The sequence below is a fragment of the Flavobacterium suaedae genome (genome assembly GCF_014642915.1).
GTDB lineage: Bacteria > Bacteroidota > Bacteroidia > Flavobacteriales > Flavobacteriaceae > Flavobacterium > Flavobacterium suaedae.
The window spans coordinates 24,037-36,844 of sequence record NZ_BMJE01000001.1; the positions used below are offsets into that span (position 1 = coordinate 24,037).

The following is a 12,808-nucleotide window of genomic DNA, read 5'->3' on the forward strand; positions in this document are numbered from 1 at the left end:
TAGCGCGACACCGCCTAAAGCGGCAGTGGCATTGTCCTCAAATCCCCTAAATTAACAAACACACCCCGCTGCTCGGTAAAGCCCTTTCTAAAAAGTTGCCACAACAGGCTGCAACCCATTTGTGCCAATACGGAGTTGATGAACAAATCCTGTTTTTCGAGGGCTTCGGCAAGTGAGCAGCTCGGCAGGTTTTCGGTATCGCCCTGTAAGAGCAACTCCGCAAATTCTTTTGTAACCTGTGGCAGGCTGCCCACAGGTATGAACTTTTCCGATGCAGGCTGTTGGATACTGCCGATTGTGGAAAGGATAACCTGCCCTGTGTCCCTGCTGTTACCGAAGTCCATCCAGTAACGGGGCGTATCGGAACCGTATGCACTCAAATCCAAATCATTTAAAACGTCCGCAATCCCGAAACGGGCTGCTGCGGTGTCCACACAGGAAATATAAATCGCATTCCTGCCTGTTACGGTATTAGCGGTAAATGGTTTTTCTACGGCTCTCCACGCTGTGCCGAAAAAGCGGTTGGTACGGGTAATGAGGGCGGTGGCTTTGAATAAGCCCACTTCGCACTCCGCAAACAACTGCCTGCCACGGTTGGCATCCGTAATTACATCATCATCCCACAGGCTGACCTGAAAGCCTGCGTGTCCCAATTGTTGCAGGCTGTGGGACATCCGTGCCAAGCCTGTCAGCACCTGTGAGCCTGTACCGCCTGCGCCAATCAGGCAGACCTTTATGGGGTTGGTCGGGTTTAGCAGTTCGGGTGCGGTAAAGTGTGCTTTTGTTTTCGTTTCCATTACAATAGGTTTTTAAGGGTTAGCGGTGTGGTTTTTAAGGTGTCGGTTGGAAATGGCTTTTCAGGGTCTGCCATAAGTTCTTTGTAGAGGTTAAACAGGTTAACACCTACGGGGTTGTGGTCATTGATGTGGTGGGAAAAATAACTCCCGAAAAAATAGCCTTGCCATGCCGTAATGAATTCCTCTAAGGTCGCAGCGGATTTAATGGCGATGTTTACATTACCCATACACACATTGCCCTTTTGGTAGAGGTTAAAAAAGGGGGCATGGTATAACGGGGTATCTATTTTTGGTTTGGCTTTACCGTTCAGGGCAAATAGTTGCAGTTCCTTTTTAGTGGCTTTCCAAACGAGGGCAGGCAGGGCAACCGTGCCGTTATCCAATCCCAGGCTTTCGGCAAAGTAAAGTTGTTGCCTTTGGGGCTTGGTGTACCATAGCACGCTGCCGTTGTCGGACGGGTTAAGGTGCAACACAGTATCAGGCAGTACGCCCTCGGGGCGCAGGAATGCCTTGCCTGCCTGCTCTCGGGTATCAAGGGCTTTGGAAAGGCTTTGCGCTTCCCTCACGGTTAAAGGGTGTGGGTTTACAGGGCTTCCGCTTTCGTCCATGTCGTAATACTCAATATAGGGGGCGGTAAAACCGCTTGCAGTAAAAACTACAAGGGCGGCTTTAGGTTGGTATAGAGGGACGTTTGGTGTCATAATCGTAGTTGTTTAAGAGGTAGCACAATTCATTTAAAAGTGGGAACAGTCGGCATTCAAAATCGAGGGTATCGTTGTCCTGCGGTTGCCCGTCAAAGAAACGTTTCAGGACAGGCTCTTGTTTTGACACGCTTTCGTTAAAGTTGGCGTTAACCGACTGTTGTACGTTTTCATACAGCCACCCGTCAGTACAGGCGACAAAGCCGATGTATTTTTCCATCGTGATGCATTCGTAATCATCATAATCATCGTTTTCAAAATCAGGCAGGCAGCTTGTATCGGCGTGTTTGTAGATGGAGGTTTCAGGGTAGTCCTGCCACAGGCTGTAAAACTTTTGGGCGATACTTTGGCATTGTCTGTCCAAATCATCACAGGGCGTAAAGGCTTCGAGCCATTCCACGAAATGGTCAAAGTGTACCGTGTTCCAAATCCTGCGTAGCATGGTTTCCCCGTATTGCTGCGCAGCCCGTAACTGGCTTACATAATCGTAATAGTCTTTTTGTTTCCAATCATCGGGGTCATTTTGCACCCATTCGGAAACCATTTCATACTGCCAATACAAAAAACTGTCCTCGGTGTAATACGGAATATGTACGGTATGGAACAGGTAGCTGAACACACAAAGCAAGAGCCGTGCGCCTTTACGGTGCTTTTTGTCTTTAATCATATAATGCAGGGGCAGCACAGGAATGTAAAACAGCGTGTTACCTGTATAGCAGGTTTCTGTTGCTTCAACTATGAAACTGCCGTTATGCTCCAACAGTTCCAAACCGACATGTTGGGAATACTTCTCATTGAGCAGCCGCGCGGCTTCGTGCAGGGCAACCTCCCTGCCATAGGGATAGGCAAAACCTGTAGTGTCCACAGGGTTCACATTATAATGTTCACACAGCAGTTTAAAACTCCGGTAAAAGTCCTCTTTTTCGCTGCTGCCTGCGATTGCCTGCCCTGCATAATGTGGCAAAAAACGGGTTTTCAGAAAACCATAGGCAGCAGCCCCACAGGGGCTGACATTGGGTGGTCGGAAAGTACCTCGGCGGTGTCTTTCCTGCGCTGCAAGCCCGTCAGGAACTCGGCTGTGTTTTTGTGCAGCAGCTTTTGTCTTTTGTTTTGGGGCAGCCGTAACTGCCCCGCTATTATCTTTTGCATAGTCCATAACGTTAGGTCTTACAATTATCCTTTTGTCCCCATAGTGGTTTCAAAACGGTACAGTACGGTATCGTTTGTAATTTCAGGGCCGACTGTCTTGGCGGTCGTTAGTGTCGGGTACGTGTTCGCATAGAAATGCATCACGGCTTCCACGCTCCATTTCGGGTCGGGGTCGGTCAGGGTAAATTCATTCCCCTTGTCTTTCATCAGGAACACCCTCGGCATCAATAAGGTCTGTAGCATCTTGTTCGGTTTTAGGTTCAACATTCGTTATATCAGTAGCAGGTTGTTCAGCACCAAACAGGTCGGGGCTGAATTGAGCCGACAGGCTCGACCTGCGGTTGCGGATTTCCTCGGATTTTTCGGGGAACTCGGAAGTTTTTGGCACTTTTAGCCATGCTTCCCTGAATTTACCTGCTGCTTCGAGTTTATCCACTTCCGCCATAATGCCCTTGTATTTCATTTCTTTGATTTCCTCGGGTGTGGCGGGCTTGTCCGATTTATCGGCTTTATCCGTTTTTTCGGTTTTTTTCTTTTCCATCGCTGCATTTTTTTTGGCGGTTTCCTGCCCTTTAAGGTAGGCTTCCATATTCACGAGCAGTTTAGAGGTTTCGGCTACAGGTGCGCTGACAGCATCAAAGAAGCCCTCACACAATTCCTTTGCGCTACCCCTTAAAATCAGGGGCGGTATATGGTTCTTTGCTGCATCCCCGCAGCCCTCATTTTGCAGCAGTACGGAGGTGGTCAGTTGCTCCCCGTCCTTTCTGACGGTAATGTTCAGGCAGCCCTCGAACGGGATGGCTGCGATATGGGCGAAAAAATTCGTTACTGGCATGGCATTTATCTTTTTGGTTTGCGTTTCGGTTCGGGGTTGCTCTCTATTACTCGCCTGATGAGGTTCAGTGCGGTTGCGGTGTCAAAGGCATCGGCTGCGGTCATTGCCACGTGGTCAAGCCTTTCCATAATCGGCAGTACTTTTTTTAGTGTGGTTACTGCCTTGCGTTCTGTGGTCTGTGCTAATATGCTCATAACATTGTATTTTATGCTGCACCGCTTAGCGGTGCAGCGGTTAACTGTCAGTTGCATTGCAGGGCAACCGCCCCGTTTTTAGAGAAATCTCCGCACAGGTCAAAGGCTTTTTGCCCCCGTGCCTGTGCCGTGCCGCCCAAGCAGATACTTTTCAGTTTATCCTCGCCCGTTTTAAAGCTGCGTACATTTTGGTAGTAGCCCGTAACGGCATTGTACGCGCCAAACAACGTGCCTTTGGTGGTTACAAGGCTTTGGGTGTCGTCTGCCATAGCGTATTCAAAGGCAGCATCACAGGCGTTTTTGTACATTGTCGAAAGTTCTTCGGTAGCCCCTTTCTTTAAAAGGTTGTAGGTTTCTTTGTTGGGACATAGTGCCAACTGTATCAGTTGCTTCACCTGCTTATCTTCAATGCGCACATTAGCCCACTCATTAAAAATGCCCTCTAATTGTAGTGAAAGCATATCGGCAACGCCCATTACTTTGTGCGCCTGCTCCAAACGTTCCTTAGCCCCTGCGGTATGGCGTATGCGTACCACGTTGGTAGCGGTTTTCAGGGCTGCATTAAGGGTGTTTTGGCATACGATACGCACGGGCGTAAAGGCTGCGGTAATACTTCCACTACCATCGTGGGAGGTGGTCAGGAAAATATACTTTTGCGTTACGTCATCGCCATTGCCCACACGGATATAGCCGGGCAGCTTGGCGCTAATAAAAATGCGTTCCCCGTTGCCGAGTGCGCCTGCGGTCTCATACAATATGCCCTCGCCACCGCCTACAATGGCATCGAAAAAAGCGAACGCATCGGCATTTTGTACAATTTGGTAATCCTTGCCGACCACACCGAAAACGGCATTGGTATCGGTGCGCAGGGTCGCGTACTGGTTCGGTACGGCAAAATCAAGCCCTGCTGCTTCGGTCTTAGCAAACAGGGGTGCTTTTACCACCTCGTAGTCCAAGCCTGCAAAGGCTATCGCTTCACGGCTTGTCGGGTAGTTTTCCACTATCTGCCCAAGCCCGTGCCATGCAGGTTGTTTTACACTCATAAAGGCATGTTGCCCTGTTGCTTCATTGAAATTTATATTATGTGCCATGATATTTCAATTTAAAGGTTAAACGGTTTTAAAACGGTAGGTCATCGTCAGGGGCTGTACCATTGGGTACTACTTCGGCTTCGTACACGGGTGCTTCGCCTGCTGCGGTCTGGTTTACAGGCTGCGCTTTATCTGTGGCAGCCCCGCCACCGTGCAGGGTAATTTTGGAGGTGTGGAAGTTCAGCCCCGCCTTAGCGTTGCCTTCGCTGTCCACCCAAGCCCGTGCACTTACACGCCCTGAAAGTTCTACAATAGTTCCTTTGGTGAGGTACTGCGCTATGCCTGTGCCTATCCAGTAGGAACAGTCAAAGAATTAGGTCTGTGTGATACGTTCCCCGCTTTTTGCCTTGTAGCTGTCACTGACCGCCACGGAAAAATTCACTACCTGCCTGTTGTCGGACAGCGTACGCACCTGGGCATCCGCTGTCAGTCGTCCTGTAATTTCCATAATCGAAAGATTTTAAGTTTGACAAAATGTTCTGTTGCTTTCCCCAATCCCGCATAACATTTTCCAAAAGAAAAAACGGAAAAAAAGAAAGCCAGCCCAAAGCGGGCGGTAAGGGCGCGGCGTGCTATAAGTCCCGGAGGGTGGCCCGCGCGGCAGCAGGAGCCATTATGCGCACGGAGCAACCGCCGCCTGCTAGCTTAGCTGCCCTTTTTGGCCGTTTTCGCATTGGAAATGTCCTTTTCCGCCACCTATTATGTTTGAAGTACTTTCGGAATATGGGCAATAGTGTTAAAAATTATTTATTTTTATAATCCAATTAACAAACAACTTATGAAGCATACAGCGGAACAATTGCAAATTTTTGATTTTGTAAAGAATGATGATGGACATGGTATTATAGATGCGGTTGCCGGAGCCGGTAAGACTACCACGATTATGGAGTGCGTCAAGTTTGTTCCCAACAGGAATGATATTCTATTTTGTGCGTTTAATAACAGTATTGCCAATGAAATTGCCTATAAATTCAGCCAAAAGGGGTTTCCTGAAGTAGTTGTAAAGACCATGCACTCGTTAGGACGAAGTATTCTTCATGAAAATAACGGAACAGGGCATCCGATAAATCTTCGGGAAGACAAATACCGTGAACTGCTTAAAAATGAAGAACTCCTGGAAAAGATCAGGCCTTTTTTTGAAAATATCGCTATCATTAATGACTATGATATTACACCCTTTGATGATAAGGCTAAGTTTGCTTTAAATAACTTATATTCTACAATCAGGAGTAAGTTGCTGGAGATAAATCAGAAGTATAGGGCTACCCTGACAAAAGATGACATTGAGAGCTTTAAAGAGATGGCTATTCATTACAACCTGTTCAATGATATTGATGTAAAGAAAAAAGATTTTCATAAAGAGGCTCTCAATTATTTTGAGGCACACCGTATCATCCTTAAGGAGGGAAATGATCTTTCTGAAAGGACAATGATTATCGATTTTACGGATATGCTGTACCTGCCGTACCACTGGAAATTAGAACCTTCAAAAAAATACAGCTTCCTTTTTATCGACGAGTGTCAGGATTTGTCCAGGTCACAATTAGCTATTGCTATGAAATACGGAAAGCGGACAGGACGTATTCTGGCAGTTGGAGATCCCCGCCAATCTATTTACGGATTTACAGGAGCAGATATAGAGTCATTCTATAACATACAAAAAATCACAAAAGCCAAGGCACTTCCCCTGACAGAATGTTTTCGCTGTCCGGCAGATATAGTAGCATTGGCGCAAAAAATAAGGAGCGACATCAAAGGGAATAAACCGGAGGCGGGCAAAATCCATAAAATTGCTTTCGGGGAAATTGTAAAACTGGCAAGGCCCGGTAATCTCATTATATCAAGATTTAGGGATCCGATTATCGTCCTTGTCTTTAATTTTATTGACGAGAATATAAAAGTACATATTCACGAAGATGAAGCAAGGGAAATCATCAATGAAATAAAGAGCATTTTTAAGCAGGAAGAACTTAATGCGATCATTGCCTATCAGCCAAAGCAATTCGAGTCCATTTCAGAGGCTGTCTTTAACCGATGGATGTGGATAATAAAAAAGAATGCGGCACCAATAATCGACAGTAAGGAGCGCAGCCTATATATAGAAGAGCAAAAGGACATTCTGGAGCAAAAGCTTCGGTTCTTAAATAAAAAATATGAGCTTTGGAAGGAGGAGTGCAAGACACTGGTGGATATCTTAAAGAAGATTAAGGAATTCATATCCGCGCCAAGCAATTCCATAAAGCTATCAACTATCCACAGGGCTAAGGGGCTTGAAAACGAAAGGGTATTCATACTTGGATATGACCAGCTACCATTTAAGAGGCTATATCATAAAGATTGGGAAAAAATCCAGGAACTGAACCTCAAGTATGTTGCCATCACCAGGTCACTGGACGAACTGTTTCTTATCGAAAGCAATAATTTGCAAACCCTAGAAGAGGAGGGAAGCCTATTCGATATCTTACCTATTTAGTCCTAATGCTATTAAGTAACCTATAGCGATTATTTAAAATTTAAATATATCTCATTTCATTTGGTGTATATTCAGACATTTTGAAATTGAAATAATTATTTTAATCTTCGAGATAAGCCTGTTATATTAAGTCTGAACCTTACCATTTCTTCGCTTGCATTGTATTCTTCAGAAATAGCAGTGATGGAAAGCTTCTTTTTTATAGACCATAGAAGACATGGTTTAGAAAGTTGTAGGGTTGCACCAAGATAAATGGCTTCATCTTCTTGTTCTTTGTTAAAGTCTCTCATGCCTAACGGTATCGGGAAAGGATAATTGACCGATTCAATTTTGTGATTGCAGACAATATGAGCTATTTCATGCATTATATTGCTTTGTTGTCGTGGTGGATTATGAAAATCATTATGTATTATGATTTGGTTTCCTTCCTTTGTGACCATAGTAAGAGCACTCCACCCTGATGCATCAGATTCGCTTCCCGCAAGTTTTTCATGCTCGTCATTAGAAGTTAAAAATTCTGAGGCATTATATATCGGTACTTTAAGATATTCAGCCAATTTGAATGCACATAGAGGATTGCAAGGATGAATTCCCATTTGTTCCCTAAATTGGTTGGCGAGGCGTTCGGCGTTAGCTTTGAACCCCCTTTTAAGCGTTGTCTTTGTAGCCAATGTAAGGTGGTTTTATTTAGTTTCATATGCCATATTAATCATCTTGATGAGCATATTTACAGTGTCAGGTGAGAGTTCTTTGTCAGCTCTTAAATGGGCAACTACCTGATCCTTATTGCTGGTTGGAGAATCTTTTCTCTCTCCAATTATGAAAGTATCTGTTGTTACTTCCAGCCAACGGCATATACTTATAAAAGTGTCAACGTCAGGAATTTTTCCCTGCTCAATTCTGGATAAGGTTGCTGCACTAACGTTTCCAATTTCTTCCGCAACTGCCCTCAATCCTTTTCCGGCTCTCTTACTTTTCAACATTCCAGCTAGAAGTGCTGTATTTAGTGTTGATTGCATGTTAATAAGTTTTATGTGTTTTACACTGTATCATATATGCAACGTATTTAAAATATAGATAAATTTGTGTTGCAGCATAGTTGTGTTTGTCTAACTGCTGCAACAAAAATATAAATAATTTTAATTTTTAGAACTATGAGCAAAAAAAATCAACATGTAGTTCCCCGAGGAGATAACTGGGCGGTACAGGGAGCTGGAAATCAAAAAGCTACGCGTATTGTTTCCACACAAAAAGAGGCGATTAAGATAGCGAGAGAAATTGCCATAAATCAATCCTCAGAATTGTTTATCCATAGGCAAAATGGGCAATTCAGAGAGCGGAATAGTTATGGAAATGATGATTACCCTCCTAAAGGTTAAGTATGAGTGCAAAAGGTAAAGTTAGTTTTACACTTGGAGGTTTAGGGCTGGTATCCTGCTTTTTCCTTGATGAGGGAGAGCTCAAGGATACCATCCTAAAGATTTCTTTAGGATTAGTTATTGCTGTAGTGCTGGAAGTAATAATATTTCTGTACGAGCACAGAAAGAAATGGAGTTTAATCAAAACAAAATTTTGGAAACCAAATGCTTCAGTGCGGATTACGGTAGCCTATCTTTTTAGAATTGAAACGAATGGCAAATATGTACTTATTAAAAGACATAAGAATGATTTTATCGGCTATCAGCCTGTAGGGGGAGCTTATAAATATTTTAAAGAAGAGAACCGAGCAAGGTTCGATGAACTTGGAATACTACCCTGTAATCAAATTGTAAGAGATGAGGATACTGAAAATGATATGCGACTGATAATGAATAAAAGAAAGAAACTTGTTGATTTTTTAAAGTGGTTTGATAGTAGAAAAGATAGGGAAATAGACCCTTTTCGGGAGTTTTGTGAGGAGCTTATTCAGCCGGGCATCTTACCGATGAAATTATTCCCTCATATTAAGTATTCTTACGTAGGAAAGCATCAGGAGGGCATATTACGTACCGATGATTACCCTGTTGATCAATTTAGGCATGCAGACATATTTGAGCTTAGAATTGAATCAGAAGCACAAAAGCAAGCGATTCTTGATTTAGCTAAACATGAAGAAATAATTTTTGCTACCGCTGAAGAAATTAAAAAAGGTACAGCAAGTAATGGAATTAGAATATTACCTCATACATTTAAAATATTACCAAAATGAAAATTTTTGAAGATAAGTATGTTCAGATGGATGATCTTCTGGATAGAATGGCAGAGTCACTGCAACTGGATGAAACCCGATATAATTTAATGATACAGCATTATGAAGCGATCAAAAAATGGATTGAATCTGATACAGTCTTTTTTAAACCTTTTGAATATGAACTCTATCCTCATGGGTCTGTCCGAATACGTACAACGGTTAAACCTATAGGTAAAGATGAATTTGATTTGGACTTAGCTTTGCATATTAAAACGAGTTGGGCCAATCATACGCCGGAGAAAATATACCAAGAACTTAAACGAAGGCTAGGTGAACACGCTGCATATAAGCAAAGGATGGAGCTTAAAAATAGATGTATCCGCCTCAATTACTCCGGAGATTTTCATATGGATATTCTTCCAGGCGTTCAGGAAAATAGTTTTGATCCTGATAAACTAAGAGTGCCGGACAGGTCTCGGAATTATTGGGTAAGTAGTAATCCAAGAGGTTACGCGAAATGGTTTATGAACAGAGCAGAATTAGTGAAGACAAGTTTATTGCAAAAAGCTCGTAGGGCGGAGAACCTTCCCGAAAATGATTATGATGCGAAAAAGCCTTTACAGCGTGCAGTTCAATTGATTAAAAGATATCGTGACTTGTACTTTGAAAATAAACCTGAATTCAAAACCTCGAGTATCATTTTGACAACGATAGCAGGAGAATTTTACATGGGCGAGGAGAGTATTTTTTTGGCCATAGAAAGTATCATAAACAGAATAAGGGTTAAAACGCATGAACTACCAACACGGATAAAAGTATTGAATCCGGTGAACCCCGAGGAAGATTTTACAGACAAATGGGATGAAGATCCTCGCTATTATAAGGCTTTTAGAGAATTTAGTGAACATCTTTACAATGAATGGCAGGAGCTTAAGAGAGAGAATGGCTTAATAAGTGAGGCAAAGATACTGAAAGCTTTATTCGGAGATGAACTATATATGAGAGCACAACTTTCTCAGTCACAGGTTATAAGTACTGCCCGAAGAGAGCAGCAGTTAGGTATAAACAGAAATTCTGGCACACTGGCAGCCGTGGTAGGTTCAGCCAGTACAGGAGTCAGATCAAACACCTTCTTTGGGAACTGATGCTTCGCTATCTCATACAAAACAGAAACTTAAATGATCAGGCTGCTTCCGTTATGGTCAAGTTTAAGGAGTGGAAAGTAAGCTTCGGGGGTTACTACATTAAGGCTGTTGGAGAAATAAAGCCAACACCAAGAAGCGAAACATATACTGTGGAAGTTAAATTTTTTACAGATGAAAAAAAGCAGCCTTTGATCAGAGTACTATCTCCAAAGCTGGTAAGGAACCATAAAAATGAAGCCATACCGCACATGTATGGCCAGAAATATCTTTGTCTTTTCATGCCTGCCTTTAGAGAATTTAAGAGCACCGATTTAATTACTGATACTATAATTCCCTGGACTTCTTTGTGGCTCTATTATTATGAAATTTGGCATATAACAGACCGTTGGGAAGGAGGAGGTATACATATCGAAAACATATAATTTTTTAAAATTATTTATTGAAAAATAAGAATGAAATGCTAACAACAAATCAACTTTACGAATTAGTAACTGACCAGTTAACTATTGAAGCTATTCATCCTTTGCACAGGTCTATATTGGAAGAATGTTGCGAGCATGTATTAGCGAACACAAACTTGGATACTCAGTCAATTGTGATTGGCGTTCAGGTAGCTTTCTTGGCGTGTGAGAGAACGCTCAGGACAACTTTAAAAGCTTCTCTAGATAGTTTTAATGCAGACGAAATAACATTAAATTATCGTGGTAAGACTTTCATAATCAAAAAGGACTCACCATTTTTAAAAAAATACTTAACGGCTTTAAATTAAACGATTACCGGTTTAAAGTGCAAAATTGACTGCTTAAGAAATATTACTAAAATATTAGCTTTGAGATTTTAATGCAGATTTTTCCATTAGCAATGTATGGCAAGTAAACTCTTAATTCTTTCAATGAATGAAATCTCAGCTTGTTTTAGACTATTAAAATTTTGAAGGGCATTTACATGAATTCCGTCAATAATAAATGATGGTGGGAGTTCTTCATTTCCGTACAGATGTTTAGAATGAGAGATATGAGTATTTACTTCTTTGGTGAAAGGATATAGTAAGCCGGCTAATACGAGATTGGTATTATAAAAGCCAGCGTAAGAATGGATTTGGTGCAGGTCGTTTCTATCAACGTCTGCATTCACCATTTCCATTTTTTTAAATTTTACATCAAAAACCGCGATTTTATTATTTACCTTATGCTTAAGTACAATATCGGGAAACATGGAACGTCTGTAAAACTGCTTGTGATAAAGTGCCAAATTTTCTTGTCCAGTTACATTCCAGTTTTCTAATCCCCTAGATAATAATTTTTCCAGATAGATTTCAAATAATTCAGCAATATCAAATAAATAACCATGTGTAGATAATTGATTATCTTGTTTATTTTGAGTCAGCCCATCATTCTGCAGAATAATCTCCGCATATCTTAATACGTTGCGAAACCCTGCGTACATTGGATTGTTAAATGAAGGATTGTTTTTTGCTTTCTCTATGATTCGATGACTAGGATAGTATCCGGAAAATTCCTGCTGTAAAAGCTGGATAATACCAAGCAACCTTTTTTGATCTTCAGAAGACATAAAATTCTCAATCTTTTTGATTGCAACGTGCAGTACGTCAACAATTTCCTGTACATATTTACGCTCATTAAAGACAGACGTTATTTTTCCCTGGAAGGGTATATCCCTTTTTATATATTCAGCTATATTGATGTTACCTCTAAGCTTACTGCTTCGTTGGATATCTCTTTTATATTCTTGTGGGATACCTAATATCGCTGCTTTCTCAAGTGATTGTACGAATAAATATTTGATAATGTGGAGGTAAGGATTTTCAATATTTTGTTTTTGGGCTTTCTCGGGGTTGCAGTCAATAAAAATATCTAATACAAAATTTAGCATCCTGTGAAGTAATATATCACCGTACCGGCTTGAAATATTTATCTTACACCCTTTATGGAAAATTACACCCGCATATAAACCTGTTTGGATATAATATTCTTTGGTGCTTTTTTTTTCCTTACTATACATTTTAAGGATTAGACGATTATTATCGGCGGTAAAATGCCTGCCCTGTTTGAGGCTTACTATCTTAACTTTTTTAAGGTCAGGATTTCCTGTATTTAATTCGTTAACTGAAGAAAAAATTTCCTTTAGGCATTTTAACTGATCTGTACAGGCATGAAATGCATCAGTTAGGGCTGACTCCTTTATAGGAGACTCCTCATGAAAATTATGATTGACAGGAACCGTGATTTGCAT

Annotated in this window: 16 protein-coding genes and 1 pseudogene; 6 read left to right on the forward strand and 11 right to left on the reverse strand. The window is 41.8% G+C overall.

The window, feature by feature from the left end; translation table 11 throughout:
• Positions 1–14 precede the first annotated feature (14 nt).
• From IEW45_RS00060 to IEW45_RS00095, 8 genes and pseudogenes are all read right to left on the reverse strand, one after another.
• Positions 15–797 (reverse strand): PRTRC system ThiF family protein, encoded by a 783-nt coding sequence (locus IEW45_RS00060; RefSeq protein ID WP_188619180.1) that lies wholly within the window; start codon positions 795–797, stop codon positions 15–17.
• Positions 797–1,498 (reverse strand): PRTRC system protein B, encoded by a 702-nt coding sequence (locus IEW45_RS00065; RefSeq protein WP_188619181.1) that lies wholly within the window; start codon positions 1,496–1,498, stop codon positions 797–799. The genes IEW45_RS00060 and IEW45_RS00065 overlap by 1 nt, the downstream gene beginning before the upstream one ends.
• Complete coding sequence (locus IEW45_RS00070) at positions 1,467–2,654, reverse strand: hypothetical protein (RefSeq protein ID WP_188619182.1); 1,188 nt, start codon at positions 2,652–2,654, stop codon at positions 1,467–1,469. Before IEW45_RS00070 ends, IEW45_RS00065 begins: the two co-directional genes overlap by 32 nt.
• 17 nt (positions 2,655–2,671) lie before the next feature.
• On the reverse strand, positions 2,672–2,914 hold the full coding sequence (locus tag IEW45_RS00075; RefSeq protein ID WP_373283144.1) for a PRTRC system protein C: 243 nt from the start codon (positions 2,912–2,914) through the stop codon (positions 2,672–2,674).
• Entirely contained in the window at positions 2,835–3,482 is a 648-nt protein-coding gene (locus IEW45_RS00080; protein WP_188619184.1) for a prtrc system protein e, read from the reverse strand. Before IEW45_RS00080 ends, IEW45_RS00075 begins: the two co-directional genes overlap by 80 nt.
• 5 nt (positions 3,483–3,487) lie before the next feature.
• Positions 3,488–3,676 (reverse strand): hypothetical protein, encoded by a 189-nt coding sequence (locus tag IEW45_RS00085; protein WP_188619185.1) that lies wholly within the window; start codon positions 3,674–3,676, stop codon positions 3,488–3,490.
• 47 nt (positions 3,677–3,723) lie between these two features.
• Complete coding sequence (locus IEW45_RS00090) at positions 3,724–4,767, reverse strand: DUF932 domain-containing protein (RefSeq protein WP_188619186.1); 1,044 nt, start codon at positions 4,765–4,767, stop codon at positions 3,724–3,726.
• Between the two features lie 28 nt (positions 4,768–4,795).
• Positions 4,796–5,215 (reverse strand): annotated as a pseudogene (locus tag IEW45_RS00095) (single-stranded DNA-binding protein).
• A 330-nt stretch (positions 5,216–5,545) separates the two neighbouring features.
• Between IEW45_RS00095 and IEW45_RS00100 the strand changes: the two are divergent.
• Positions 5,546–7,240 (forward strand): UvrD-helicase domain-containing protein, encoded by a 1,695-nt coding sequence (locus tag IEW45_RS00100; protein WP_188619187.1) that lies wholly within the window; start codon positions 5,546–5,548, stop codon positions 7,238–7,240.
• Between the two features lie 95 nt (positions 7,241–7,335).
• On the opposite strand, the gene IEW45_RS00105 is transcribed toward IEW45_RS00100, so the two are convergent.
• A complete protein-coding gene (locus IEW45_RS00105) occupies positions 7,336–7,911 on the reverse strand; it encodes an ImmA/IrrE family metallo-endopeptidase (RefSeq protein ID WP_188619188.1) in 576 nt (191 codons plus the stop codon).
• Between the two features lie 12 nt (positions 7,912–7,923).
• Entirely contained in the window at positions 7,924–8,259 is a 336-nt protein-coding gene (locus IEW45_RS00110) for a helix-turn-helix domain-containing protein (protein ID WP_188619189.1), read from the reverse strand.
• Positions 8,260–8,394: 135 nt separating this feature from the next.
• Here IEW45_RS00110 and IEW45_RS00115 point away from each other — a divergent pair, with 135 nt between their 5' ends.
• From IEW45_RS00115 to IEW45_RS00135, 5 genes are read left to right on the forward strand one after another with little or no spacing between them, the layout of a single operon-like run.
• Positions 8,395–8,619, forward strand: coding sequence for a DUF2188 domain-containing protein (locus IEW45_RS00115; protein ID WP_188619190.1), 225 nt, complete (start codon positions 8,395–8,397; stop codon positions 8,617–8,619).
• A 2-nt stretch (positions 8,620–8,621) separates the two neighbouring features.
• Positions 8,622–9,428: an SMODS-associated NUDIX domain-containing protein gene (locus IEW45_RS00120; RefSeq protein WP_188619191.1), complete on the forward strand. Its 807-nt coding sequence runs from the start codon at positions 8,622–8,624 to the stop codon at positions 9,426–9,428.
• Positions 9,425–10,555: a nucleotidyltransferase domain-containing protein gene (locus tag IEW45_RS00125; RefSeq protein ID WP_188619192.1), complete on the forward strand. Its 1,131-nt coding sequence runs from the start codon at positions 9,425–9,427 to the stop codon at positions 10,553–10,555. Before IEW45_RS00120 ends, IEW45_RS00125 begins: the two co-directional genes overlap by 4 nt.
• Entirely contained in the window at positions 10,555–10,977 is a 423-nt protein-coding gene (locus IEW45_RS00130) for a type II CBASS E2 protein (protein ID WP_188619193.1), read from the forward strand. The genes IEW45_RS00125 and IEW45_RS00130 overlap by 1 nt, the downstream gene beginning before the upstream one ends.
• 17 nt (positions 10,978–10,994) lie before the next feature.
• The gene (locus tag IEW45_RS00135) at positions 10,995–11,324 is read left to right on the forward strand and encodes a hypothetical protein (RefSeq protein WP_188619194.1); all 330 of its coding nucleotides are present in this window, start codon (positions 10,995–10,997) and stop codon (positions 11,322–11,324) included.
• Between the two features lie 86 nt (positions 11,325–11,410).
• On the opposite strand, the gene IEW45_RS00140 is transcribed toward IEW45_RS00135, so the two are convergent.
• Entirely contained in the window at positions 11,411–12,808 is a 1,398-nt protein-coding gene (locus tag IEW45_RS00140; RefSeq protein ID WP_188619195.1) for a 5-methylcytosine restriction system specificity protein McrC, read from the reverse strand.

Coding starts and splice junctions, on each gene's coding strand:
- IEW45_RS00140 (WP_188619195.1), bottom strand. CDS start 12,808: ATGCAAATCACGGTTCCTGTCAATCATAATTTTCATGAGGAGTCTCCT.
- IEW45_RS00125 (WP_188619192.1), top strand. CDS start 9,425: ATGAAAATTTTTGAAGATAAGTATGTTCAGATGGATGATCTTCTGGAT.
- IEW45_RS00080 (WP_188619184.1), bottom strand. CDS start 3,482: ATGCCAGTAACGAATTTTTTCGCCCATATCGCAGCCATCCCGTTCGAG.
- IEW45_RS00090 (WP_188619186.1), bottom strand. CDS start 4,767: ATGGCACATAATATAAATTTCAATGAAGCAACAGGGCAACATGCCTTT.
- IEW45_RS00085 (WP_188619185.1), bottom strand. CDS start 3,676: ATGAGCATATTAGCACAGACCACAGAACGCAAGGCAGTAACCACACTA.
- IEW45_RS00075 (WP_373283144.1), bottom strand. CDS start 2,914: ATGTTGAACCTAAAACCGAACAAGATGCTACAGACCTTATTGATGCCG.
- IEW45_RS00100 (WP_188619187.1), top strand. CDS start 5,546: ATGAAGCATACAGCGGAACAATTGCAAATTTTTGATTTTGTAAAGAAT.
- IEW45_RS00115 (WP_188619190.1), top strand. CDS start 8,395: ATGAGCAAAAAAAATCAACATGTAGTTCCCCGAGGAGATAACTGGGCG.
- IEW45_RS00070 (WP_188619182.1), bottom strand. CDS start 2,654: ATGGACTATGCAAAAGATAATAGCGGGGCAGTTACGGCTGCCCCAAAA.
- IEW45_RS00130 (WP_188619193.1), top strand. CDS start 10,555: ATGCTTCGCTATCTCATACAAAACAGAAACTTAAATGATCAGGCTGCT.
- IEW45_RS00120 (WP_188619191.1), top strand. CDS start 8,622: ATGAGTGCAAAAGGTAAAGTTAGTTTTACACTTGGAGGTTTAGGGCTG.
- IEW45_RS00060 (WP_188619180.1), bottom strand. CDS start 797: ATGGAAACGAAAACAAAAGCACACTTTACCGCACCCGAACTGCTAAAC.
- IEW45_RS00065 (WP_188619181.1), bottom strand. CDS start 1,498: ATGACACCAAACGTCCCTCTATACCAACCTAAAGCCGCCCTTGTAGTT.
- IEW45_RS00110 (WP_188619189.1), bottom strand. CDS start 8,259: ATGCAATCAACACTAAATACAGCACTTCTAGCTGGAATGTTGAAAAGT.